Annotated in this window: 24 protein-coding genes; 14 read left to right on the forward strand and 10 right to left on the reverse strand. The window is 59.4% G+C overall.

What is annotated here, in order from left to right:
* Nucleotides 1-200: 200 nt before the first annotated feature.
* The 3 genes from IP81_RS19480 to IP81_RS00435 are packed head-to-tail and all read left to right on the forward strand — an operon-like array spanning nt 201 to nt 4,524.
* Nucleotides 201-3,590: an isoleucine--tRNA ligase gene (locus IP81_RS19480; protein WP_082355840.1), complete on the forward strand. Its 3,390-nt coding sequence runs from the start codon at nt 201-203 to the stop codon at nt 3,588-3,590.
* Nucleotides 3,587-4,108, forward strand: coding sequence for a signal peptidase II (gene lspA, locus IP81_RS00430; RefSeq protein ID WP_231626183.1), 522 nt, complete (start codon nt 3,587-3,589; stop codon nt 4,106-4,108). The genes IP81_RS19480 and lspA overlap by 4 nt, the downstream gene beginning before the upstream one ends.
* Nucleotides 4,108-4,524: a DUF3035 domain-containing protein gene (locus tag IP81_RS00435; RefSeq protein ID WP_054106082.1), complete on the forward strand. Its 417-nt coding sequence runs from the start codon at nt 4,108-4,110 to the stop codon at nt 4,522-4,524. Before lspA ends, IP81_RS00435 begins: the two co-directional genes overlap by 1 nt.
* A 16-nt stretch (nt 4,525-4,540) precedes the next feature.
* Here IP81_RS00435 and ung read toward each other — a convergent pair whose 3' ends face one another.
* Nucleotides 4,541-5,257, reverse strand: coding sequence for a uracil-DNA glycosylase (gene ung / locus IP81_RS00440; RefSeq protein WP_054105987.1), 717 nt, complete (start codon nt 5,255-5,257; stop codon nt 4,541-4,543).
* Between the two features lie 191 nt (nt 5,258-5,448).
* Here ung and IP81_RS00445 point away from each other — a divergent pair, with 191 nt between their 5' ends.
* A complete protein-coding gene (locus IP81_RS00445; protein ID WP_054105988.1) occupies nt 5,449-6,753 on the forward strand; it encodes a UDP-glucose/GDP-mannose dehydrogenase family protein in 1,305 nt (434 codons plus the stop codon).
* Nucleotides 6,754-6,766: 13 nt separating this feature from the next.
* Here IP81_RS00445 and IP81_RS00450 read toward each other — a convergent pair whose 3' ends face one another.
* The 3 genes from IP81_RS00450 to galE all read right to left on the reverse strand — a co-directional run bounded on the left by IP81_RS00450 (nt 6,767) and on the right by galE (nt 8,765).
* The gene (locus IP81_RS00450) at nt 6,767-7,390 is read right to left on the reverse strand and encodes an HAD family hydrolase (protein ID WP_054105989.1); all 624 of its coding nucleotides are present in this window, start codon (nt 7,388-7,390) and stop codon (nt 6,767-6,769) included.
* 137 nt (nt 7,391-7,527) lie between these two features.
* Entirely contained in the window at nt 7,528-7,653 is a 126-nt protein-coding gene (gene ykgO, locus IP81_RS00455) for a type B 50S ribosomal protein L36 (protein WP_011446910.1), read from the reverse strand.
* Nucleotides 7,654-7,760: 107 nt separating this feature from the next.
* The gene (gene galE / locus IP81_RS00460; RefSeq protein ID WP_054105990.1) at nt 7,761-8,765 is read right to left on the reverse strand and encodes a UDP-glucose 4-epimerase GalE; all 1,005 of its coding nucleotides are present in this window, start codon (nt 8,763-8,765) and stop codon (nt 7,761-7,763) included.
* Nucleotides 8,766-8,903: 138 nt separating this feature from the next.
* On the opposite strand from galE, the gene IP81_RS00465 reads away from it, so the two are divergent.
* The 4 genes from IP81_RS00465 to IP81_RS21485 all read left to right on the forward strand — a co-directional run bounded on the left by IP81_RS00465 (nt 8,904) and on the right by IP81_RS21485 (nt 11,557).
* Nucleotides 8,904-9,575, forward strand: a complete 672-nt coding sequence (locus IP81_RS00465) for a hypothetical protein (protein WP_054105991.1) — start codon at nt 8,904-8,906, stop codon at nt 9,573-9,575.
* A gap of 76 nt (nt 9,576-9,651) precedes the next feature.
* Nucleotides 9,652-10,257 (forward strand): DUF4136 domain-containing protein, encoded by a 606-nt coding sequence (locus IP81_RS00470; protein WP_054105992.1) that lies wholly within the window; start codon nt 9,652-9,654, stop codon nt 10,255-10,257.
* Nucleotides 10,254-11,384 (forward strand): M14-type cytosolic carboxypeptidase, encoded by a 1,131-nt coding sequence (locus IP81_RS00475; RefSeq protein WP_054105993.1) that lies wholly within the window; start codon nt 10,254-10,256, stop codon nt 11,382-11,384. The genes IP81_RS00470 and IP81_RS00475 overlap by 4 nt, the downstream gene beginning before the upstream one ends.
* A gap of 44 nt (nt 11,385-11,428) precedes the next feature.
* Nucleotides 11,429-11,557, forward strand: coding sequence for a hypothetical protein (locus IP81_RS21485; protein ID WP_255352407.1), 129 nt, complete (start codon nt 11,429-11,431; stop codon nt 11,555-11,557).
* Nucleotides 11,558-11,585: 28 nt separating this feature from the next.
* Here the strand turns inward: IP81_RS21485 and arsC are convergent, their stop codons facing one another.
* Entirely contained in the window at nt 11,586-11,927 is a 342-nt protein-coding gene (gene arsC, locus IP81_RS00480; protein ID WP_054106083.1) for an arsenate reductase (glutaredoxin), read from the reverse strand.
* 193 nt (nt 11,928-12,120) lie between these two features.
* Between arsC and IP81_RS00485 the strand changes: the two genes are divergently transcribed.
* Nucleotides 12,121-14,208 carry a TonB-dependent siderophore receptor gene (locus IP81_RS00485; RefSeq protein WP_054105994.1) on the forward strand — a complete coding sequence of 696 codons (2,088 nt, stop codon included), beginning with the start codon at nt 12,121-12,123 and terminating at the stop codon, nt 14,206-14,208.
* Nucleotides 14,209-14,283: 75 nt separating this feature from the next.
* Here the strand turns inward: IP81_RS00485 and IP81_RS00490 are convergent, their stop codons facing one another.
* Both IP81_RS00490 and IP81_RS00495 read right to left on the reverse strand, forming a co-directional pair.
* Nucleotides 14,284-14,793 carry a (2Fe-2S)-binding protein gene (locus tag IP81_RS00490; protein WP_054105995.1) on the reverse strand — a complete coding sequence of 170 codons (510 nt, stop codon included), beginning with the start codon at nt 14,791-14,793 and terminating at the stop codon, nt 14,284-14,286.
* 32 nt (nt 14,794-14,825) lie between these two features.
* Nucleotides 14,826-15,590 (reverse strand): class II aldolase/adducin family protein, encoded by a 765-nt coding sequence (locus tag IP81_RS00495; protein ID WP_054105996.1) that lies wholly within the window; start codon nt 15,588-15,590, stop codon nt 14,826-14,828.
* Between the two features lie 29 nt (nt 15,591-15,619).
* On the opposite strand from IP81_RS00495, the gene IP81_RS00500 reads away from it, so the two are divergent.
* Nucleotides 15,620-16,246 (forward strand): SOS response-associated peptidase, encoded by a 627-nt coding sequence (locus tag IP81_RS00500; protein ID WP_054105997.1) that lies wholly within the window; start codon nt 15,620-15,622, stop codon nt 16,244-16,246.
* A gap of 129 nt (nt 16,247-16,375) precedes the next feature.
* Here IP81_RS00500 and rpsI read toward each other — a convergent pair whose 3' ends face one another.
* Both rpsI and rplM read right to left on the reverse strand, forming a co-directional pair.
* Nucleotides 16,376-16,924 (reverse strand): 30S ribosomal protein S9, encoded by a 549-nt coding sequence (rpsI, locus tag IP81_RS00505; RefSeq protein ID WP_054105998.1) that lies wholly within the window; start codon nt 16,922-16,924, stop codon nt 16,376-16,378.
* A 2-nt stretch (nt 16,925-16,926) separates the two neighbouring features.
* Entirely contained in the window at nt 16,927-17,406 is a 480-nt protein-coding gene (gene rplM, locus IP81_RS00510) for a 50S ribosomal protein L13 (protein ID WP_054105999.1), read from the reverse strand.
* Between the two features lie 715 nt (nt 17,407-18,121).
* Between rplM and IP81_RS00515 the strand changes: the two genes are divergently transcribed.
* A complete protein-coding gene (locus IP81_RS00515; RefSeq protein ID WP_054106000.1) occupies nt 18,122-19,387 on the forward strand; it encodes a nucleotide sugar dehydrogenase in 1,266 nt (421 codons plus the stop codon).
* Entirely contained in the window at nt 19,384-20,649 is a 1,266-nt protein-coding gene (locus tag IP81_RS00520) for a glycosyltransferase family 4 protein (RefSeq protein ID WP_157573017.1), read from the forward strand. The genes IP81_RS00515 and IP81_RS00520 overlap by 4 nt, the downstream gene beginning before the upstream one ends.
* A 13-nt stretch (nt 20,650-20,662) precedes the next feature.
* Here the strand turns inward: IP81_RS00520 and IP81_RS00525 are convergent, their stop codons facing one another.
* The gene (locus IP81_RS00525) at nt 20,663-21,217 is read right to left on the reverse strand and encodes a hypothetical protein (protein WP_054106001.1); all 555 of its coding nucleotides are present in this window, start codon (nt 21,215-21,217) and stop codon (nt 20,663-20,665) included.
* A 273-nt stretch (nt 21,218-21,490) separates the two neighbouring features.
* Between IP81_RS00525 and IP81_RS00530 the strand changes: the two genes are divergently transcribed.
* Together IP81_RS00530 and IP81_RS00535 are read left to right on the forward strand one after the other, a co-directional pair.
* Nucleotides 21,491-22,105: a polysaccharide biosynthesis/export family protein gene (locus IP81_RS00530; RefSeq protein WP_231626185.1), complete on the forward strand. Its 615-nt coding sequence runs from the start codon at nt 21,491-21,493 to the stop codon at nt 22,103-22,105.
* Nucleotides 22,106-22,147: 42 nt separating this feature from the next.
* Nucleotides 22,148-24,346 (forward strand): polysaccharide biosynthesis tyrosine autokinase, encoded by a 2,199-nt coding sequence (locus IP81_RS00535; protein WP_197274464.1) that lies wholly within the window; start codon nt 22,148-22,150, stop codon nt 24,344-24,346.
* Nucleotides 24,347-24,361 lie beyond the last annotated feature (15 nt).

The raw sequence follows: 24,361 nt of genomic DNA on the forward strand, positions 1-24,361 counted from the left end.
GGCTTAGGCCGATAGGCCGCTGCAATATCGGACCTTGCGTAAATCGCTATGGTTGAGATTGAAAAGCGGCTGCGCCCAAAGCTCCCCTCCGCGTCTCTCCTTCTTCTCTGCGTCTCTGCGTGAACCTCTTATTCTTCAAACCAAGATCAACGCGCCAAACACTTCCCCAAAGCGCCGGATTGTTCTAACGCGCGGGGCTTATGACCGAACCACGCGATTTCCGCCCGACTGTCTTCCTGCCGAAGACCGATTTCCCGATGAAAGCCGGGCTCCCCCAGAAGGAGCCGGGCATTCTGGCGCGCTGGCAGGCAGAAGACATTTACCGCAAGGTGCGCGAGGCGCGGAAGGGCCGCGAAAAGTTCATCCTGCATGATGGCCCGCCCTATGCGAACGGCGATATGCACATCGGCCACGCGCTGAACCATATCCTGAAAGACATGGTCTGCCGCACGCAGAACCTGCTCGGCAAAGATGCGCCTTACGTTCCCGGTTGGGACTGCCACGGGTTGCCCATCGAATGGAAGGTTGAGGAAGAATACCGCAAGAAAAAGAAGAACAAGGACGAGGTTCCGCCAAAGGAATTCCGCGCCGAATGCCGCGCCTATGCTCAGAAATGGGTCGATGTGCAGCGCGAACAATTGAAGCGCCTCGGCATCAATGGCGATTGGGACAACCCCTACCTGACGATGGATTCGCAGGCCGAGGGCACCATCGTGCGCGAACTTTTGAAGTTTGCGGAATCGGGCCAGCTCTATCGCGGGGCCAAGCCGGTGATGTGGTCACCGGTTGAAAAGACCGCGCTGGCCGAGGCCGAGGTTGAGTACGAGGATATCGTCTCGACCCAGATCGACGTGGCGTTCGAGATTGTTGAGTCGCCGATTGCGGAACTGGTTGGTGCTTATGCGGTGATCTGGACGACGACGCCTTGGACGATCCCGGTGAACCAGGCTTTGGCTTATGGGCCGGAGGTTGAGTATCAGCTTTATGAGATTGTCGCTGGCGGGCATCCAGATCATTTTGACGCACTAGCAGCAGCATATCCATTACATGGCAAGAAGGTGCTAATTGCGTCATCTCTCAAGGACGACTTTCGCCGCCGCCTAGAAAGCTTAGCCCCAGTTATTGAAGTTGATGGAAATGAGCATCGAGTCATTCCACAGCTAACCCGTGAAATCGGAGTGGCTCCAGACACTTTCTATGTTGATGCTTTAAAAGGCGCCGACCTCGCCGGAACCATCTGCCAGCACCCGATGGCAAAACTCTTCCGTCGCCCCGTGCTTGACACGGGGCTTGGCTCTTCTTCAAGCGCCGCGCCGGAAGGGGAAAGCCAAGCCCCGGATCAAGTCCGGGGCGACGGTGGTGTTGATGTGAACTCACCACTCGCCGAATTTTTCCTACGCCCGCGCCCCCTGCTCGCAGGCGATTTCGTCACCACCGAAAGCGGCACTGGCCTCGTCCACATGGCGCCCGATCATGGTGAGGACGACTTTGCGCTGTGCAAGGCGAACGGCATCGAACCCGTGTTCGCGGTGCTGGACGATGGCAAGTACCGCGAGGACTGGGCATGGCTCGGCGGGCAAGGCTCGGTCATCAATCCGAAGTTCAACGCACCTGATGGCCCGATCTGCACCGCCTTGCGCGAAGCGGGCGGGTTGCTGGCGGCGAGTGCCGATTACAAGCATTCCTACCCGCATTCGTGGCGTTCGAAGGCCAAGGTGATCTATCGCTGCACGCCGCAGTGGTTCGTGCCGATGGACAAGGCCGGTGCGGCTTCCAGTGGCACGGTTCTGCCTGTGCTTACCCATGTGCCCGAAGACGCCGATACCGTCGGCGCGCGGCTGGTGCTGGATGGCGCGCCTGCGGGCACCATCGGCTATCACCGCAGCATTGATTACATCGCGATTCCTGTTGGCGATGAGTTGCATGTTGTGCGCGAATCGTATGCCGAGGCGTATTGCGCGCAAGCGGGCGTAAAGTTCAAAATCGCGGCGCTGTTCAAAGGTGCGCTGCTGGCAGGGGCCACCGCTGAACTGGATGGCGTGAGCCATATGCTGGTGCAGGACGATGACGTGCTGCCCGAAGGCAACACCGGCTTTTCCATCGGAGCGGCTGCGGCCACGCTGCGTGAAAAGGCGATCAAGGCCATCGCCGACACGCGCTTTGTGCCCGAAAAGGGCCGCAACCGCATTGGTGCGATGGTTGAAGGGCGGCCCGATTGGGTGCTCTCGCGCCAGCGCGCATGGGGTGTGCCGATCACGCTGTTCGTGGATCGCAAGACCGGCCAGTATCTGAACGATCCGGACGTGAACGCGCGCATCGTCGCCGCTGTCATGGCAGGCGGCGTGGATGCGTGGGACGAGGAGCACGCGCAGGAATATCTGGGCGATGCCTACAAGCTCGACGATTTTGAGCGCGTCACCGACATTCTGGACGTGTGGTTCGATTCCGGTTCCACCCATGCTTTCGTGCTGGAATCAGGGCGCTGGCCGGATCTGTCATGGCCCGCCAATCTCTATCTCGAAGGCTCTGACCAGCATCGCGGCTGGTTCCAGTCCTCGTTGCTCGAATCCTGCGCCACCCGTGGCCGCGCGCCTTATGATGCGGTGCTGACGCACGGCTTCACGATGGACCAGAAGGGCATGAAAATGTCCAAGTCGCTCGGCAACACGATCAGCCCGATCGATCTGATGCGCGATTATGGCGCGGATATCCTGCGGCTCTGGGCGCTCTCGGTCGATTTCACCGAAGACCACCGCATCGGCAAGGAAATCCTTGGCGGCGTGGCCGACCAGTACCGCAAGCTGCGCAACACTTACCGCTACCTGCTCGGCGCGCTTGAGGGCTTCTCGGAAGACGAGCGCGTGCCCGTATCGGAAATGCCCGAGCTTGAGCGCTATATGCTGGGCTTGCTGAAGCGGCTGGATGGCACATTGCGGCAGGCGGTGGATGACTTCGATTTCAACACTTATGTCCGTGCGCTGACCGAGTTCTGCAACGAAGACCTTTCGGCCTTCTTCTTCGATATCCGCAAAGACAGCCTCTATTGCGATGCGCCGACGGATTTGAAGCGCCGTGCCTATCGCACCGTGCTTGATACGATGTTCCACGCGCTGGTGCGCTATGGCGCGCCGGTGCTGGTGTTCACTGCGGAAGAAGTGTGGGCCTCGCGCTATCCCGAAGCGGACAGCGTCCATCTGCTCGAATGGCCCAAAGTGCCCTCGGCAGGGCGCGATGGTGATGATGGCGAGTTGTGGCTGTTCGAAGATGGCGAGCCCTTGGTTTCGTGGGCGTCGCTGCGCGAGATGCGCCGCGAAGTGAGCGAGGCGATTGAACCGCTGCGCCGCGAAAAGGTCGTCGGATCCAGCCTCGAAGCCAAAGTTTCCGGGCCATTTTCCCAGGCTGTCGACATTTTGGCTGAACTGTTCATCACCGGTCCAGTATCCTACAGCGATACGCTTCAGGTGACCCGGACGACTGACCATAAATGTGGCCGCTGCTGGCGCTCGCTGCCCGAAGTTTCGCATGATGGCGATCTGTGCGGGCGGTGCGAGGAAGTTGTCGCTGAAATTGACGCAGGTGCTGCGGCGTGAGTTTGAAGCGTTTGCGCATCGAGGGCGTGGGTCTCGCGCTGGCGGTTTTTGTGATCGACCGTGCGGTCAAAGCGCTGATGGTCGGCCCGCTAACCTTGCGCGAAGTGGGCTTGATCGATCTGCTGTCGATGTTCGATCTGCGCTATGCTGAAAATTATGGCGTCTCGTTCGGGATGTTTTCGGCCACATCGCTGGAAATGCGGTTCGGGCTAATCGGCGTTACCGCGCTGATCGCCACGGGTGTATGCATCTGGATGCTGCGCGAAACGGCGCGCGGCGATATCCTCGGCCTCGGCTTAGTGCTGGGCGGGGCCATCGGCAATATCTATGATCGCCTGATGTTTGGCTATGTGATTGACTATGCCGATCTGCATATCGGGGAATGGCGTCCGTTCCAGATTTTCAACCTTGCCGATGTGGCGATCACGTTCGGCGTTCTGATACTGCTTGCCCGCTCGTTCAAATCGCGCGAAAAGCCCCTTGATAGCGGCGACCATGGCGCCACGGAGAATGCATGATGCGTAAAGTTGCCGTCCTTGCCCTCGTCGTCTCAGTATCGGCTGTGCTTTCTGCTTGTGGCGGCGGCGGCAATTCGCTGCTTAACCGCGATCGTCCGGATGAAATGGCCGTGACCCGCGCCGCCCCGCTGGTGGTGCCGCCAGACTTTTCGCTGACCCCGCCCAACCCTGGCTCGCCGCGCCCGCAAGATACAGATGCAGGCCGTCAGGCTTTGGATGCACTGTTCGGTGGCCCATCGGCGCGTTCGGGGATTGAAACCGATTCGCTCAACCGTGCCGGTACGGCAGCAGCCTCGATCCGTTCCACCGTGGGTGATCCGCAAACGCAGACCGTGGCCAAGGGCCAGGTTGTGCGCGATATCCTTGCTGCGCCCGAGGGCGATGGGCAAGCCGCATCGGCATCGATCCCGGGCTGATTCCTGCGGTCAGGCGCTAGTCGAAAAGCCCCGCTTGTGCGGGGTTTTTCTTTGGCAGACGCCAATCGATGCTGCCCCGCCCGTGGCGTTCGAGAAAGGCGTTGGCTTGGCTGAAATGGCGGCATCCGAAAAAGCCGGTATAGGCCGATAGCGGGCTGGGGTGCGGCGCTTGCAGCACAAGATGGGGGCCAGCCACAAGCGCCGGAATGCGCGCTGCCTTCTTTTGCGCATGGCTGCCCCACAGCATGAACACGGAAGGGCGATCCTGCTGTGCCACAGCAGCGATCACCGCATCGGTAAACGGCTCCCACCCGTATTTCTGGTGCGAGCCTGCTTTGCCTGCCTCGACGGTGAGCGCATTGTTGAGTAGCAGTACGCCTTGCTGCGCCCAATGCGTGAGGTCACCGTGGTCTGCGCGCGCAATGCCCAGATCGTTATCCAGTTCCTTGTAAATGTTCACAAGGCTGGGCGGCACTTTCACGCCCGATGGCACTGAAAACGCAAGGCCATGGGCCTGACCCGGGCCGTGATAGGGGTCTTGCCCCAGAATAACGACGCGCACATGTTCGGGCGGGGTCAGATCAAGCGCGGCCAACCTCTGCGAGCGAGGTGGGTAAATCGTTTTGCCGCTGCGCTCTTCTCTTTCCAATAAGATGCACAAGGATGTGATGGCGGGATCTGAATCAAGCCAGCCTAACGATTGATGCCATGCCGCGTTGGGAAAAACTGTCATAATTGTTGTTTATGGCCGCATGCACTATGTAGCAACTTCAACGCCTGCATTTTGCAGAAGGTTATTGCTGGGCTTGTCAGCAATTGCAGCATTGGTATTAGTCTCTATGCTGCTAGTGCGAACAAATGTGATCGTGCATAGGGCTGCAAGCCCGGGCAGCGCGTCCAATTTAGCGAAGTGGTGATAAGCGCATGAAGATTGCGATGGTTGGTTCTGGGTATGTAGGGCTTGTGTCCGGTGCCTGCTTTGCTGATTTCGGGCACGACGTGGTGTGCATCGATAAGGACGCCAGCAAGATCGCCAGCCTTGATCAGGGCGTGATGCCGATCTTTGAGCCGGGGCTTGCCGAGTTGGTCGCCAGCAACGTCAAAGGCGGGCGGCTGACATTTTCGACCGACCTTGCCGGATCGATTGCCGGTGCGCAGGCCATTTTCATCGCGGTGGGCACGCCGTCACGGCGCGGCGATGGCCATGCCGATCTCAGCTATGTCTATGCGGTGGCACAGGAATTGAGCGAGCATCTGACCGATCCTGTGGTGATCGTTACCAAATCGACCGTGCCGGTTGGCACAGGTGACGAGGTGGAGAGGATCATTGCCGAGAGCGGCACCAGCGCACAATTCGCTGTCGTATCAAACCCTGAATTCCTGCGCGAAGGCGCGGCCATCGGCGATTTCAAGCGGCCTGACCGCATCGTGATCGGCGCCGAAGAAGAATGGGCGCAAGGGGTGATGAAAGAGGTCTATCGCCCGCTGTTCCTGAACAAGGCACCGATCCTGTTCACCTCGCGCCGTAGTAGCGAGCTGATCAAATATGCCGCCAACGCGTTTCTGGCGACCAAGATCACGTTCATCAATGAAATGGCCGATTTGTGCGAAAAGGTTGGTGCCGATGTGCAGGACGTTTCGCGCGGGATCGGGCTGGATGGGCGCATCGGCGCAAAGTTCCTGCACGCCGGGCCGGGCTATGGCGGTTCATGCTTCCCCAAAGATACGCTGGCGCTGCTGAAAACCGCCGAGGATTATAATAGTCCGGTGCGGTTGGTCGAAGCCGTGGTCAAGGTCAACGACAGTCGCAAGCGCGCGATGGGCCGCAAGGTGATCGAGGCCTTGGGTGGCGAGGCGCGGGGCAAGCGCGTGGCGCTGCTGGGGCTGACGTTCAAGCCCAACACCGATGACATGCGCGATGCGCCATCGATCGCGGTGGTGCAGGCGCTGATAGATGCAGGCGCAGAGGTGGTCGCCTATGATCCCGAAGGTATGGATGCCGCGGCTGCGATCATGCCCGGCGTCACCATGGTGGCAAACACATATGAAGCGGTCGAGGGCGCGGATGCGGTGGTGCTCGTCACCGAATGGGATGCCTTCCGCGCGCTCGATTTCAGCCGCGTAAAGCGCCTCGTCAAAGCGCCCGTGCTGGTGGACCTGCGCAATGTCTATGATCCTGGCGAATTGCGCGCGGCGGGTTTTGCCTATTCCAGCGTGGGGCGGCCCTGAAGCCTGCCCTGGTTTACTGGCTCCGGCCTTCAGGCAACAACCCTAGCCGCACCATTTCCGCCTCAAGCGCGGGAGCGTTGCCGGTGAAGTGAAAGGTGTGCCAGCCAAGGCGGCTGGCTGTTGCCACATTGGCGGCGCTATCATCTATGAACAGCATGGTGGCAGGGTTGCGGTCAAAGCGCTGTGCGGCCAATTCGAAGATTGCCTCATCTGGCTTTACCAGACGCTCGACGCCCGAAACGACAATGTCCTGCATGTGATCGAGGATCGGGAAGGTGGGGCGGAATAGCGCCCATGCGTCTGTGCCGAAGTTGGTGATGGCATACTGGGGCACCGCGCTCTGCGTCAGGCGTTCGATCAGTGCGTGGGTGCCTGCGACGGGGCCGGGGATGCTTTCGAGCCAGTGGGTGGCGTAGAGCGCGATCAGGCTGGCGTATTGCGGGAATTCGGCCTGCCGGGAGGCGACCATCTGCGCGAAGGGGACGCCGACATCGTGCTGCATGTGCCAGTGTTCGGAGACGATATCGGTTATGAAGCGGCGGCGTTCCGATTCGTCGGGGATGGCATCGCGATAGATTCGCCCCAAATCCCATTCGACAAGTACGCGGCCAATGTCCCAGACGACGGCTTCAATCATCTTTTTTGCGCCCTACAAACGACAGCGCCCCCGTTGTTAGGCGGGGGCTATGCGCTTCGCAAAGAAGCCAAAATCTGTCGTTGGCCGTGTTTCCGATGCAGCCCCGCCGTCGCGAGACTGCACCGAAACTGATAAAATCAGCCCTGACGCGCTTTGAAGCGCTTCTGGGTCTTGTTGATCACATAGACGCGGCCACGGCGACGGATCACGCGGTTATCGCGATGACGGTCTTTGAGCGACTTCAGGCTGTTGCGAATCTTCATGTCGAATCCCTTTGCCCGAAGCTGACCGGGCTGAAAACTGAAGCGTGGCCGTTAAAGAGGGCATTGCCGCAAGTCAACCTTTCACCGCACCAAACGGCAAAAGACTCTTATCCTTTATCAAGAATTTCGCCGAGTTTACGCTCCCACGCGACGGCGTGGGCGACGATTGTATCGAGATCGGCATAGGCTGGTTCCCAGTCCAGCGTGGCCTTGATAAGGCGGTTGTCCGATATCAGCGCTTCGGGATCGCCGGCGCGGCGGCCCTGCATGTGGCGCACAATCTTGCGATTGGTCACGCGATCCACAGCATCCAGCACTTCGAGGACCGAGAACCCGCGACCATAGCCGCAGTTCAAGATAAGAGAGCGTTCGGGCTCTGCCACCAATGCTCCGAGCGCGAGGACATGGGCGGCGGCAAGATCGGAGACGTGAATGTAATCGCGCACGCCGGTGCCATCGGGCGTGGCCAGATCGGTGCCGAACACGCCAACCGATTCGCGTTTGCCCAGTGCCGCTTCGACTGCGACCTTCATCAAATGCGTGGCGCCAGCGGTGGATTGGCCGACGCGCCCTTGCGGATCAGCGCCTGCGACGTTGAAATAGCGCAGTATGCAGAAGTTGAGCGGGTGGGCAGCGGAGACGTCGGCCAGCATCGCCTCGGTCATGAGTTTGGACATGCCATAAGGATTGATCGGACGCTGGGGGCAGGACTCGTCCACGCGGGACACATCGGGCATGCCATAGGTGGCGGCAGTGGACGAGAAGATGAAGTGGGGCACGCCGCCTTGCACTGCTGATTCGATCAGTGCGCGGCTTTTGACGGTGTTGTTGTGATAATATTTGAGCGGATTTTCGACCGATTCGGGCACGACGACCGATCCGGCGAAATGCATGATTGCTTTCACGCCCTGTTCGGCGATGATCCGCGCAACCAGTGCAGCGTCTTCGATATCGCCCTGATAAAAAGGCACACCTTCGGGAATGGCAAAGCGGAAACCGGTGACAAGGTTATCGATCACGCAAACCGGCCAGCCAGCGTCCTGGAGGGCAAGCACGGCGTGGCTGCCGATATAGCCTGCGCCGCCTGTGACGAGAACGGGAACCTTGGTCATCAACGTGTTACTCCAAATTTGTGGCGGCTTTACGCGTGCCGACGCATTCATACCAGTGACAGCGCGGCGCGGCTATCGCCAGTCCGTGGCCGCGCTTAACGTCTTGCTGCGCCAAAGTCCCTATAAGGATGTACCGGAATGAACGTGAAATTGCTTATATGCGCAGCCTTGCTGTTGCCGGTGCCAGCGATCACACAGGCTCAGCCTTTTGGTGGCCGGAGCGGGCCGATGATGGGCCAAGGCTGGCGTGGCCCTGATAGCAGGCAAGCCAGCCAGCCGGACAAGCGAATCACCGTGGAGGCTTTCCGTTCCAGCGATGCAGGCGAAGTGCTGGGCAAAGGCGCGATTACGGTGGCGGCAACATCAGGGGCCGAAGCGGAGTGGAAGCTGCCGGTCTATGAAGCGGCGGTCGTCGATCAACTGGCCAAGCTGGGGTATGATACGGCGGTGAGCGGCGCTGATGGCGGGCAGATTGCGCAGATCGGGATAACGCATAACGTGCTGGTGCCCGAAGAGGAGAAGCGCAAACCCGTTTCAGGCGCGATGGAAGTGGGCGTTTCCAATCGCGGCAATTACACCGCGATGGCGCTCAACGTGGACCTTTCCAAACCGCGCAAGGCGATTGTGGCAACGCGCATGGACGTGCGCATCCGCGACAAGGCTTCGGGCCGCGTGCTGTGGGAGGGTCATGCCGAAGCCCAGACACGCGAGGACGATGACGGGCTGAACAACGGCGCGGTTGCGGCGCGGCTGGCCTCGGCCCTGTTTGCGCGGTTTGAAGATGCAACGGTGATTGCGCCTGCCGGGTGAGCTGTTGTGCCGTTTGCCATTGCGGCGAAGCGGCACGCACGCCATCTTGGCACCAGGATAGAGGGATGCCCCGTTTATGAAACGCTTTGCTGCCACGTTTGCCCTTGCGGCACTGATCGCCACTCCATTGGCCGCAAAGCCTGCGCCGGTTGATGTGACGCGCTTTCACACCGCGCAGACTTTGCCCCGGCTGAAGGGTGCGGCGGTGATCGTGGAAATGGCGCCGGGGAGTGATCCCGCCAAAAACGGACAGGGCTTGGAGGAGGGCCTTTGGCGTGAGGCTGTGGCGCGCGAATTGACCGCTGCTGGCTTTGGCACGGCAACGCCGGGCGCGGCGGACGGCATCGTGCAAGTGATGGTCGAGCGCGAGACGATCCAGCGGGCCAACCGGCGCAATCCGGTAAGCGTGGGCGTGGGTGGACAGACTGGCGGATTTGGCAGCGGGCTGGGCGTCGGGTTGGGGTTCAACCTTGGCGGCGGGCCTAAGGATGTGGTGCTGACGCGGCTTTCGGTGCGCATCCGGGACCGGGTGACTGGCGATTCGCTGTGGGAAGGCCGTGCCGAAACGCGCGAGAATGCCAAGGCCAAGGAAGCTGCTCCGGCGCTGGCCGCAACCCGATTGGCGCACGCCCTGTTCGCGGGCTTCCCCGGAACCTCGGGTGAGACTATCACCACCAAATGAGCGATATTTCCATAAACGCCGCGTTTGATTCCGGCAACATCAACGTCCTCTCCGTTGCGGGCACGACTGCGCGGCTGGCGATCCGCAAGGACAAAGCGTCCGATTTCTTCCAGTGGTTCCATTTCCGCGTGGATGGCGCTGCGGGCAGGGAGGTGACGCTGAAGATTACCGGCCTTGGCGCGTCGGCCTATCCCGGCGGCTGGCCTGCCTATCGCGCGGTCTTTTCCGAAGATCGCGAATACTGGGGACGGACAGATACTGCGTATGATGCGCAGGAAGAGGGCGGGACGCTGACCATCCGTCACACGCCACAAGCGGGGACATGCTGGTTCGCCTATTTCGCGCCCTATTCGATGGAGCGGCATCATGATCTGGTGGCGCAAACGGCTGCGTGTGAGGGCGTGGAGTATCGCAATCTGGGGCTGAGCATCGAGGGCCAGCCGATCGATTGCCTTTCGCTGGGCGACGGGCCGCAGCAGGTTTGGCTCTATGCGCGCCAGCATCCGGGCGAATCGATGGCCGAATGGTGGATGGAAGGCGCGCTCGATATGCTGACCGATCCGGCCGATCCGCACGCACGCGCGCTGCGCCAGCGCTGCCGGTTTCATGTGGTGCCCAATGCCAATCCCGATGGATCGTGCCGGGGCCATTTGCGCACGAATGCGGTGGGCGTGAACCTGAACCGCGAATGGCGCGAGCCGACGAGCGAGCGCTCGCCCGAAGTGCTGGCGATCCGCAATGCAATGGATGCCACGGGCGTCGATTTTGCGATCGACGTGCATGGCGACGAAGCGATTCCCTATGTGTTCATCGCGGGATTCGAGGGCATTCCTTCGTGGACCGAGGCGCAAGGCGCAGGGTATACCCGCTATCGCCAGATCCTTGAGCGGCGGACGCCCGATTTTCAAACCAAGCGCGGCTATCCCACCGCCGGTGCAGGCCGCGCCAACCTGACGATGTCGACCAATCAGGTGGCGGAGCGCTTCGGCGCGGTGGCGATGACGCTGGAAATGCCGTTCAAGGACAACGACGACCTGCCCTGCGCCGCGCAAGGGTGGAGCCCCGAGCGGTCCAAGCTGCTGGCACGCGAATGCCTCGCCGCGCTGCATGAATGGCTAGAGGGTTAAGCGCCTTTACGGTTTGTTAAAGGCTTGGGGCGCATGTAACGGCAATGGCCCGCGCTATTGCCCTTATCCAAGACCCCTTGCCTGCGCTCGCGTTGAAAGACGCCGCGCGTAGGGTGATTGTTCTGGGCTGCGCTGCGGCGCTGATACTGGCGGGCAATTCGCTGCCGTTCTGACCGGCGGGTTTGATGGCGTTTCGGGCCGCTAAAGTATCTCCAGCACTTTTTCTTTGGGCCTGCACAGTCGCACGCCTTTGTCTGTCTCAACCAAAGGGCGCTCGATCAGCTTGGGTTCTGCTGCCATGGCGGCAAGCACGGTTGCATCATCGGCAGAGGGCAGCCCGCGTTCTCCGGCATCGGTGCCGCGCAGGCGCAAGCCCTGCTGCGGGGTGAGCCCGGCATCACGGTAAAGCTGCGCCAATTTGTCAGCAGTGGGCGGGGTCTTGAGGTATTCGACCACGGTGACATCGGCCCCTGCATCCGTCAGCATCGCCAGCGCGTTGCGCGACGTGCCGCAGCCGGGATTGTGCCAGATCGTTGCCTTCATTGCTGCTGCCCCTGCGCCCGTTTGGTGTGGCAGGCTGTTTAGCGCGCTGCGTATCTGCGGCAAGCCTGATGTCTTGTGGCGTCCTTGATCCAGATCAAGCTTATTGCGAATTTTTCGCAATAAATATCTTGCAAATGAGATTGCCTCGCAATAGTGAACTTCTTGCGAATGATAATTAAATCAGGAAGTTACTGTGAACCGTCCCCTACACCGTCCCCTCAACCGCCTTGCAAGCCTGCTTTTGGCCGGATCCACGCTGGTTCCAGCAGCAGCTTACGCAGACGAACTGATCCCGGCGGACGCAGGTTTTGCCGATCCGGTGATCGTGGTGACCGGCTCGGCTGACGGCTATCGCCCGGTCGATGCCAATGCTGTGAAGACGCCGACCCCGTTGGTGGACGTGCCGCAGACGATTACGGTGCTGACGCGTGAGCAGCTTGATGATCAGGGCATCACGCAACTGGGTGATGCGCTGCGCTATGTTCCGGGCGTGGTGCTGGGCCAGGGCGAAGGCCACCGCGACCAGATTACCCTGCGCGGCCAGAACACGACCGCCGACTTCTATCTCGACGGCTTGCGTGACGACACGCAATACTACCGCTCGCTCTATAACATCGAGCGCGTCGAGGTGCTGAAGGGTGCCAATGCGCTGCTGTTTGGCCGTGGCGGCGGCGGCGGGGTGATCAACCGTGTGAGCAAGACGCCCGACTTTGATGGCGTGCAGGGTCAGGCCACCGCCAATGTCGACAGCTTCGGCGCATTTGCACTGGCTACCGACTGGAACCAGCCGCTGGCCGAAGCCGTCGGCGCGCGGCTGAATGCCACTTACGAAGAATTCGACAATCACCGGCAGGAATTTGAAGGCCGCTTTATCGGGGTAAACCCGACGCTGGCGTTTGAACCGGGCGATGCGACGCGGGTAGAGCTTTCGTACAATTACGACGATGATCGCCGGATAACCGATCGCGGGGTGCCATCGCTGGGCGGCAAGCCGCTGACCGGTTTTGACGATACCTTCTTTGGCCGCACCGATCTGAACACAGCCACGGTCAAGGCGCACATCGCGCAAGCCCGCGTGGACCATGAACTGGCGGAAAACCTCAGCTTCAATGTGCTGGGGCAATACAGCCACACCGACAAGTACTACGGCAATATTTTCGCTGGTGGACCGGTGATTGGCAACAGCGTTGTTCTTTCGGGTTATGACAGCGCCACGTTGCGCGATAGCTGGGTGGGGCAGGCCAACCTTGTGTGGACAGGGCAAACCGGCGGCATCGGCCACACTTTGCTGGCAGGGGTGGAAGCCGCCGATCAGGATACGCACGCCACGCGCCGCAACACTGCCAATGCAACCGTGACGCTGGCCGAGCGGATTGTTGCGCCTGCCTTCACGTATGGCAATTTCGTCACCAACAGCCGCACCGATGTGCGCACACTTTCTGCCTATGTGCAGGACCAGGTGGAACTTGCCTCGTTCCTGCAAGTGGTGGCAGGCGTGCGGTTTGATGAATTCCGGATCACCGGCCGTAACGCGATCAACGGCGTTGGCGCTTCGCGGACAGACAAGAAGTGGTCACCGCGCTTTGGTGTGGTGATCAAGCCGCAACCGAACGTGAGCTTTTATGGCAGCTTTACCCGCAGCTTCCTGCCGCAATCGGGCGACCAGTTTGGCGCGCTGGATGCAACGCAGGCAACGCTGGCGCCTGAACAGTTTGAAAACCTGGAAGCAGGCGTGAAATGGGACATCAATCCCGGCCTTGCCTTCACCGCTGCGGCATACCGGTTGGAGCGCGACAATTCGCGGTTTAACAATCCCGTTACCGGCCTGCCCGAACTGTCAGGCAAGACGCGTACCAAGGGCATTGAACTGCAATTGGCGGGCCGCGTGACGCCCGATCTGCAAGTGAGTATGGGCTACACCTTGCAGGATGGCGAGGTCCGTTCGCAAACCACCGCCGCGCCTGTCGGACGAAAGCTCTCGCAACTCCCGCGTCACCAATTTGCCGCATGGACGCGTTATGACGTGACCAAACAGCTTGGATTGGGATTGGGCGTGACGCATCAATCGGGCAGCTTTGCCACGATCAGCAACGCGGTTACGCTGCCTGCGTTCACCCGCGCGGATGCAGCGGTGTTCTATGACCTATCGGATCGCTTCTCGGTGCAGTTGAACGTCGAGAACCTGACCGACACCGACTATTTCCCCGCCGCGCACACTGACAACAACATCTCGACCGGTGAACCGCTGAACGCGCGCATTTCGATCAAGGCCAAGTTTTAAGAGCTAACCCCCGTTGGCGTCCTTCGCCGGTCCCCCCCACCCCCCCACCGGGGGAGGGCGCCACACTTTTCAAAGCTACCCCGCGCCCGGTGCGGTGATCGCCGGTGGCGGGGCGGCGCTGATCGTTTCTTCACCGCGCATCACGCGGGCTGCGCGCTGGATGGCGCGGATCAGGCGGGGATAGACGCCGCAGCGGCAGATGTTGGTGATGGCCCGCGCGATGTCTTCATCCGCCGGATTGGCGTTGGCGGTAAGCAAAGCGGCGGCGGCCATGACGATGCCGGGCGTGCAAAAGCCGCACTGGATGGCTTGTTCGGCCACTAGCGCCTGTTGCACGGGATGCGATCGGTCTGATGAAAGACCTTCGATCGTGGTCACGTTGCGGCCCTCTGCCTCGCCCAGCAAGAGCGTGCAACTGGGCATCGCCTGTCCATCAACGATCACCATGCATGCGCCGCATTCCCCCGTACCGCAGCCATATTTGGTGCCCGTCAGGTTTGCGCCATCGCGCAGCGCCCAGAGCAGGGGCGTATCGTCTTCGAGGCGATACTGGACGGGCTGGTTGTTGACGGTGAGGCGGGCCATAGGCGGGGCTTAGCCTGCCTGTGGCCTCCCGATCAATCCCGCCAGCTACGGTCAATCTTGTCAATCCGCCGGGTCCATGCGGCAAAGTCTGCTGCACCGGGAGCGCCGCCTGCGTTGACTTGTCCCAGATCGCGCTGGTGCACTGCCACGATATCATCGCGCACGCGGATGACGGGCTGGCCCATCGACAAGGTGGCCATCTGGATTTCACAAGCGCGCTGGAGGCTCCACTGCATCAGGAACATCAAGTGCAGCGTGGGTGCGAGCACGACCGGACCGTGATTTCGCAACATCAGGATGCGCTTGTCGCCCAGATTGGCGAGCAGACGTTCGCCCTCTTCGGCGCGGACGGTGACGCCTTCGAAATCGTGATAGGCCAGCTGGTTCACGAAATTGCAGGCATAGAAATTGACCGGCATCAGCCCTTCTTCAAGGCTGCACACGGCCATCGTTTCGGTGGTGTGGACATGGCTGATTGCATGCGCCCAGGGCAGATGGCGGTGGAAATAGGCGTGCTGGGTAAAGCCCGCCTTGTTCACCGGATAAGGGCTGCGATCAAGCGTGTTGCCATCAATATCGATTTTGACGAGGTTCGACGCCGTCACCTCGCTGTAGAGCAGCCCGAACGGATTGATCAGGAACGCGCCCTCTTCATCGGGCACTTTCAACGAGATGTGATTGTAGATCGATTCCGACCAGCCGAGGTGATCGTAAATGCGGTAGCACGCCGCCAGTTCTTGGCGCGCATGCCATTCGGCTTCGCTACATTCGACATTGGGTCGCAATTGGGTGGCCATCGTGCGCTCTCCGGGTATTATCTTGTACTATGTGTAACTTGTATCGCATGACCAGCAACGTGCAAGCCATCGCGCAGTTGTTTGCGCCTGTGGTGAACACGCAAGTGAACTTGCCGCCATTTCACGAGATTTACCCGGATCGTGAGGCGCCTGTCTTGGTGGCGCGCGATGACGCACGGCGGATCGAGACGATGCGTTGGGGTTGGCCGCCGTCCGGCGACGTAAAGCGCCCGGTAACCAACATCCGCAACCTTGGCTCACCGATGTGGCGCACAGCGCTGGGTGATCCGGCGCGGCGGTGCCTTGTGCCGGTGACAGCGTTCTCGGAATGGTCGCACGCGGCAGATCCGGTGACGGGGCGCAAGCGCAAGCACTGGTTCGCGCTGAAAGAGCAACCGCTGTTCGCCTTTGCCGGACTGTGGCGAGTGGCAGAGGACGGTGCGCGGTTTGCATTTTTGACCTGCGAGCCCAATAAACTGGTGGGGCGCATTCATCCCAAGGCGATGCCGGTGATCATCGGTTCGGCGCAGGCGGCAGATCGCTGGCTATCGGCCGACGGCGTGGGTGCGGCGGCGATGCAGCGGGCCTATTCCGATGCAGCGATGATTGAGTTGGATTTTCCGGAGGAGCCGCCGGTGCAGGCGAGCTTGTTTTGAGCGAGACTTAGGCTTGCATGGCAAGTCTTAGTTGCAGCGGGGTGGGCATTCCGACGATTGTGTAAACCAAAAAAAGGGCCAGCCCGAAGGCCAGCCCCTTGATTTTGTTCGGCAAAAGCCTGAGCGAGATTAACGCTTCGAGAACTGGAAGCTCTTGCGGGCCTTGGCCTTGCCGTACTTCTTACGTTCAACGACGCGCGGATCGCGGGTCAGGAAGCCGGCAGCCTTGACGGCGCTGCGCAGTTCGGGTTCGAACTTTGACAGGGCCTGAGCGATGCCATGCTTTACCGCGCCGGCTTGGCCCGAAAGACCACCACCCTTGACGGTGCAGACGATGTCGTACTGCTCTTCGCGACCGGCAACCTGAAACGGCTGGTTGATCACCAGGCGCAAGGTTGGACGGGCGAAATAGACGGTCTGGTCACGGCCATTGACGGTGACCTTGCCCGAACCAGGCTTGAGCCATACGCGGGCAACGGCATCCTTGCGGCGGCCGGTTGCATACGAACGACCCTGTGCATCGACTTCGCGATCGCGGATCGGTGCTGCTGGACCCGTACGGATGACAGGAGCGGCAACTTCGCCTTCTGCGGCAGGAGCCGAAGGAGCAACGGGTGCAGCAGCGGTCAGATCCTTGAGATCAGCCAGGCTGGATACTGTGTTGTCGGTGTCGGCCATGATTATGCACCCACCTTGTTCTTGCGATTCATCGAAGCGACGTCGAGCGCCACTGGCTGAGTGCCTGCATGCGGGTGTTCTGCACCGGCATAGAGGTGAAGAGCGCGCATCTGCGCACGGCCCAGAGGACCACGCGGGATCATGCGTTCGACCGCCTTTTCAATCACACGCTCAGGGAAACGACCGCTAAGGACCTTGTCCGCAGTCACTTCCTTGATGCCGCCGGCATAACCGGTGTGCTTGTAGTAGATCTTGTTCTTCAGCTTGTTGCCGGTCAAACGCACCTTGTCGGCGTTGATTACAACAACGTGGTCGCCGCAATCGACGTGAGGCGTGAAGCTTGGCTTATGCTTGCCGCGCAGACGATTGGCGATGACGACGGCCAGACGGCCAACCACCAGACCTTCGGCATCGATCAGATGCCAGTTCTTTACCACCTCGGCCGGTTTAATCGACCGGGTGACCTTGCTCAGTGCCTTCATGGCGCTTCGGTTCCCTGAATTTCAATACCCGGACACAACAGGCGGTTGCCTGTGCATCACGGCGAGGAAGCGCGCCTTTGTTGCATATGCCCCCCGGAGTCAAGCAAATCAGGGTGTTTTTGAGGAGGTAAAATAATACCTCTCCACAAAGGCGCTCCACAATGCACAGATACATATGGCAAGTGAATCGCAATGTCGGCTTGGCAATGTTGCAACTCGTGATACTTCAGCGATGTTTCGATCAACGGCCACTCACGCTTGTCGTATGCCCGATGTTCATCAAAAATGATGCCGGCGTCCGATGCCTGCACAGGGCAAGCGTTGCCGGCTAAGAGAGCGCAATCGCCATGCGATCATGGCCACCCTGAAAAGATCGTGTTGCAGCAGGACCGGCCATGGCGTGGGAGCCTCGTCAGCGTTAGTCGCCGCGAAAACAGAAAATAGCAGTAGCGCAGCAAAAACTGGCCGATAAGGCGTGGAAAAAACTTTTGCAGATAATCGCGAAGCCCTGAATTTCCTGCAAAACTGCCAATTCCGGAACACGGATATACAGTATATTGCATTGCACCATCATAACTTACTTGCTAGACGAAACCGTCTTTCTTTCGAGGTTTTGGCACTGCGGCAAAAATAGTCGAGCCCGGAGGTGTTTCTAAGTGGAACCCCGAACAAAGGCATATCGAGGCTGAAGCATGATAAGGTTCAGGAGATAACGTTGAAGATTGCCATTCTCGGTCTCGGTTACGTGGGCTGCACAGCAGCAGGATGTATTGCCAGCCAAGGTCACCATGTATTGGGCATCGACGTCAGTAATGGCAAAGTCGAAACGCTTAATTCGGGCAAGTCGCCGGTCTTTGAACCGGGGCTTGATGACCTCATCGCCAAGGCCCGCGCAAATGGCCTGCTCGAAGCGACAACGGAAATCGGCGACAAGCTGGACGACTGCGATATCGCGATTGTATGTGTCGGCACGCCGAGCGGAGTCGATGGCGCCCACAACATGAGCTACATCGTGCAGGTTACCCGCGCGATTGCGGCAACGATAAAGCCCGATCGCAGGACGCCGCTCACCGTCGTCTATCGTTCGACGATGCGGCCGGGAACGACCGAGCAAATGATCCAGCCGATTTTCCGCGCGCTTCTGGGCGATGCCGTGGACCAGCTGGTCGAACTCGTTTACAATCCGGAATTTCTGCGCGAAGCGACCGCGATCGAGGACTATTTCAATCCGCCCAAGATCGTGCTGGGTACGCTAGACGGTGTGCCGTCGGAAAAGATGGTCGCGCTGCACGAAGGGATCGAGGCACCGATCTTCCATGTCGGCATCCGTGAAGCGGAGATAACCAAGTTCGTCGACAACACTTGGCATGCGGTGAAAGTCGCCTTTGCCAACGAGGTCGGGCGCGTATGCCAGAACATCGGCATTTCCGCGCGCCAAGTCCACCAGATATTCGTCTCGGACACCAAGCTTAACATCTCGCCATACTATACGCGTCCCGGTGGTCCGTTCGGAGGATCGTGCTTGCCGAAGGACGTGCGCGCGTTGCAGCATATCGCTGCCGATACAGGATCGCAGGCGCACCTGTTTGACTCGTTGCTGCGCAGCAACGACGCGCACAAGCATCACCAGTTTCTTCAAGTAACGAACGGTCTGAAGCCGGGCGCACGCGTGCTGCTCGTTGGACTTGCGTTCAAGGCCGATACCGACGACCTGCGCGAAAGCCCTGCGGTGGATATGGCGCGCAAGCTGCTCGACGCCGGCTTCGCGCTCGACATCTATGATCCGCAACTGAAGCCTGAAAGCCTGATTGGTGCAAACCTTGGGTACGCTTACGCAATCCTGCCCTCGATCGACGGTTTGCTCGTCGACAAGGCTACCGCACAATCACGCCAGTATGGAGCGGTTATCGCGACAAACCGCCTGATCAAGGATCTCGATCTGGGTGACAATCGCATCGTCGATGTGAGCTCGATTGCATGACGCTGCCAGTGGCGATAGGGGATTTCGAATTCCCGACAGAAATCCCGGGACATCCGCTGGCGGGCAAGAAGGTTCTCATTGTGGTTGAAAACCTGCCGCTGCCGTTCGACCGGCGCGTCTGGCAGGAAGCACGAACGCTCAAGGCAGCGGGCGCCGAAGTGGCCATTATCTGCCCCACCGGCAAAGGCTATGAGAAGCGCTTCGAAGTGATCGACGGCATCGACATTCACCGCCATCCGTTACCGATCGAGGCGAGCGGCGCGCTGGGTTTCCTTCTGGAGTATGGCGCGGCGCTATTCTGGGAAACAGTTCTCGCGTGGAAGATCTACTTCCGGCGCGGCATAGACGTGATCCAGGGCTGCAACCCGCCGGACCTGATCTTCCTGGTGGCTCTCCCGTTCAAGCTGTTGGGCGTCAAGTACATCTTCGATCACCACGACATCAATCCCGAGCTTTACGAAGCCAAGTTCAACAAGCGCGGCTTTTTCTGGAAATTGATGGTCCTGTTCGAAAGGCTGACCTTTAAATTCGCCGACGTTTCTATGGCAACCAACCAATCCTACCGTAGGATCGCGATCGAACGCGGCGGCATGGCGCCCGAGAAGGTGTTCGTGGTCCGCTCCGGCCCTGACCTCAGTCGCCTGAAGCGTGTGCCCCCGGTCGAAAGCTGGAAGAACGGGCGGCGCTTTCTGGTCGGCTATGTCGGCGTAATGGGAGACCAGGAGGGGATCGACCTGCTGATCGATGCCGTCGAGCATATCGTAAAGGTAGAAGCTCGTGAAGACATCCAATTCTGCCTCGTCGGGGGTGGACCGAGTCTGGCCAAGCTCAGGGAGCTAGTGATCGAGAAAGGTCTGGCCGACTTCGTCCAATTCACCGGGCGCGCGCCTGATCAGGACCTGTTCGAAGTGCTTTCGACAATGGATGTCGGGGTCAATCCCGATCGCGTCAATGCGATGAACGACAAGTCCACGATGAACAAGATCATGGAATACATGTCGCTGGAAAAGCCGATCGTGCAGTTCGATGTCACCGAAGGTCGCTTTTCGGCGCAGGAGGCATCGCTCTACGCCAAGGCGAACGACCCGGTCGACTTTGCAGCAAAAATTGTCGAATTACTTGGCGATCCGGAACGGCGTGCGGCAATGGGCGCGCTGGGGCGCAGGCGGGTCGAGACAGAGCTGAACTGGAGTCATCAAATTGGGCCATTGGTCGCAGCCTACCGTTGTGCCTTGGAACTTGAATCCTCACCAGTAACGTAACTGCCTCGATCCCTTAACGAGTTTTCACCATGATGCCGAGTAAGCGTGTGTATTGCCACCCGGCCATTGCGACAACCAGGCTGGAGCCAATATCGATCAGCCAGTTGAGGTGCGGACCTTTGTAAAGAAGAGCGTCGACCGGGTGGAACGAGATCAGCCTTAGAGCTACCAACATGGCCATCGTGGTTAGTCCCAAGCGCCCCCACCTGACCGCATTATCGAGGCGCGAGCGGGAAGGTCGCCAAGCGCCAGATGCGCCAAAAAGGATGGCAAACAAGGTCAGGATTGCAATTGCCGCGATCGGTCCCTGGATGGTCCGTCGCATTGTATAAGTACCATTAGCCAAAAGGGTCTGGCGCAACAAATCCCGCAAGATTTCTTCAATTCCCAAAATGCGCATCAAAGCCAGCACGATGAAGCAGCCGCCGGCAAAAAGCCACGCACACCTTTCGGCCATCGGCCGGTCGCGTTTGAAAGCATAAATAAAAGCGAGTACGCAAATTGCTGCAACCGTGAGATAGATAGTACTGCCGGCGAGAGTCAGAAGCGAGTATCCATTCGCGATCATCAGTGCATTCCCGTTCAAAGGTTGCTTTTCAAAAGGCCTGATATCGCTTTAGCTCTTGTTCGGAAAGATGCGTTTGTTGTTGCAGTGCACAACAGTTGTGGCATAGGGGTTGCGAAGAACATGTGCCAAGGTATATGCAACTTTCCGTACTCATTCAGGGCGCTATCTCGGATGCAAAGTTTTGGTTTTTGGCCTTGCGCCCGTATTATTGTCGGCATAACGCTTGCTGGTGCGCTTGCCGGGTGTGGAAGCAGCCCGCCAGTTCGTGTTGGAATGGCTACGACCGGCGCGGTTACAGAGTATGGTCAGGCTGATTATTCTGCCACTGAACCGGCGCTATATGTGCTGCGACCTGCCGATATCATTTCGGTCAACGTATTTCGGGAGCCTGAACTTTCGATCCAGAACGTGCCAGTGGGCGCAGACGGCATATTGTCTCTACCCGTCGTGGGGGCCTTGAAGGTCGAAGGTATGACCACCCGCGAAGTCGAGCAGTACGTTATGCAGAAGCTTGGCGCGGGTATACTTGTCAACCCAAAGGTCAGCATCAACGTGATGCAATTCGCATCGCACGTGGTGACAGTCGAGGGGTCGGTCGAAAAGCCCGGGATGTATTCGTTCAAACCGGGTACACGCCTTTCTGGCGCGATCTCACTTGCTGCGGGGCCAAGCCGTGTTGCCAAGCTTAATGAAGTTGCTGTATTTCGCCAGCGGGCCGATGGCATCGCTGTCGCCAAGTTCGACTATGCTCAGGTGCGCCTCGGCACGATGATGGACCCTGTGTTGCAGCCTAATGATCGCATTATCGTGGGTACGTCGGGCCTCTCGCAGTTTTGGCAAGATTTCCTCAAGACCGTTCCCGCGTTGGCGATCTTTACACGCCTTTGACGGCTCGAGGTTTGCGCTATGGATGAAAAGGTACAAGCTCGCATGTCAGAGGCCAACAGCCGCGAATCCTGGGTAGACCAATATCTCCCAAGGACGGATGGCGCAGCCATCGACCGAACTGGTAATCTGATCAGCCTTGAAACGATCAGGGGATTGGCGTTTCGCCAGCGGAACCTGCTCATTGGCGTGATTTTGGCAGTCTTAGTCCTTAGTCTCGTTGCCACTTTGATGACCAAGCCGGTTTATCAGGCATCTGCGACGGTGCAGGTCGATTCGAGCCAGGCAAACATTGTCGAAGGCCAAGACCTTGAACCCGCTATGCGCGGTGGAGAATTCAGTCGCTATATGAGCACGCAAGGCGCGGTGATCATGAGCAAACGCATGGCCTACCAAGTTGTTGACACGCTCAAGCTGGCGGATAACGACGAACTTCTCGGGGATGCTGCCACTACCCGCCCTGCAAACCTGAGCGATGAAAAATGGAAGGCCAGGCGTCGCGAAATCGCTGCTGCGATTCTCAAGGGTGGCGTCTCGGTGGTCGTGCCGGATGACATTCGCATCCTGACGATCAGCTTCAAGTCCGAAAACCCTCGCCTCGCGGCGAGCATCGCCAATGCTTACGTCGACAACTTTGTGCTCGAAGATACCCGCAGGGGTATCGAAATCAGCACGTATGCGCAAAATTACCTGACGACCCAGATCAGAGAAATCGGCAACAAACTTCAGAATGCCGAAATGGCAGCCAATGCCTATGCCAAGGCGAACGGGATTATCGCCACCACCGCCCCGGCAGCAGGCGATACCAATGGTGCATCGCCACCTGCGACGATTACTGTTGCGACCCTTGGTACGGTTTCGGGCACCTACACTGAAACGCGCAATCGCCGCATTGCTGCCGAGCAACGCTGGCGTAACGCGCAAGGTCTTGCGGCATCGCAACTCCCCGAGGTGCAGGCTAACAACGCGATCCAGGCACTGGTCGCTGAACGGTCGAAGGTTGCAGCGCAGATTTCGGAGTTGCGCCAGCGTTACGGCGAAAACTATCCGCAAGTCAGTGAAGCGCGAGCGACGCTGACGTCTCTGGACAGCCAGATCACCCGGCTAAGCACTGACGTCAAGAACAGTATTCGCGATCAATACCAGCTTGCATTGCGTCAGGAAGAAGCACTTTCCGGCGAATTGAAGAAGGTTTCGGGCGACACGCTGGACGAGCAAGACCGCCGTGTACGTTACAACCTGCTCGACCGCGAAGCCGCGGCTTTGCGGACGCAGTTGGCCGCCTTGCTTGATCGCTACAATCAAGTCGCAGCCGCCGCCAATATCCAGCAGGGCGCGATTACCAAGGTCGATGATGCATCGGTTCCGGGGGCGCCTATATCGCCGAACCTGACCAAGAACCTGCTAGCAGCGATGGTAGTGGGCATTGGCCTAGCCGTGGCTCTGGCGGTTCTTCGCGACTCGCTCGATGACAGGTTGCGGTCTGTCGACGACGTCGAGCGGAAGCTCGGCACCCCGTTGTTGGGCTTTACCCCCAATGTCGAGAGCATGGATGTGGAGGCGCAGGTAGCCGATCCATTCAGCGCGCTCATGGAATCCTACTCTTCGCTTCGAACCTCGCTCGACTTTGCGCAGTCGGGTGACAATCGTGTATTGATGGTGACGTCCAGTCAGCCATCGGAAGGCAAGACGCTGACCGCAACCGTGCTTGCACGCAAGTACGCGGAGCTGGGTCACAAGACGCTGTTGATCGACGCGGATCTTCGCAAGCCTACGGTTTCTGCGATGTTCGGAGCGACCAAGCGGCCGACGCAAGGATTTGTGGAAGTCCTGCTGGGCGATATCGACCTGCAGTCTGCATTGATCAAAGGTACGATTGACAACCTTTCGGTCCTGCCGGTTGGTTCGATTCCTCATAATCCGGTCGAGATCCTATCCTCGCCACGGCTTGCGGAATTCATCCAGAAGTGCCGTGGCGATTATGCACTGATCATGATCGACTCCGCGCCGGTTATGGGTCTGGCCGACGCTCCGCTGGTGTCGCGTCTAGTCGACGGCGTCGTGTTTATCGTTGAAGCCAATCGCTCGAACTTCGGGCAGACCAAGACCGCGTTGCGCCGTCTTCGTTCAGTAGGCGCCAATGTGCTTGGCGTCGTCCTGACCAAGTATCGTTCGGCCGAAGCTGGCTTGTCCTACGATTACCATTACAACTATTACTCCTACGGCCACGGGAAGAAGGACTGATCGAGCCGGTTGGGA

Source organism: Novosphingobium sp. AAP83 (assembly GCF_001295795.1).
Taxonomy (GTDB): Bacteria; Pseudomonadota; Alphaproteobacteria; order Sphingomonadales; family Sphingomonadaceae; genus Novosphingobium.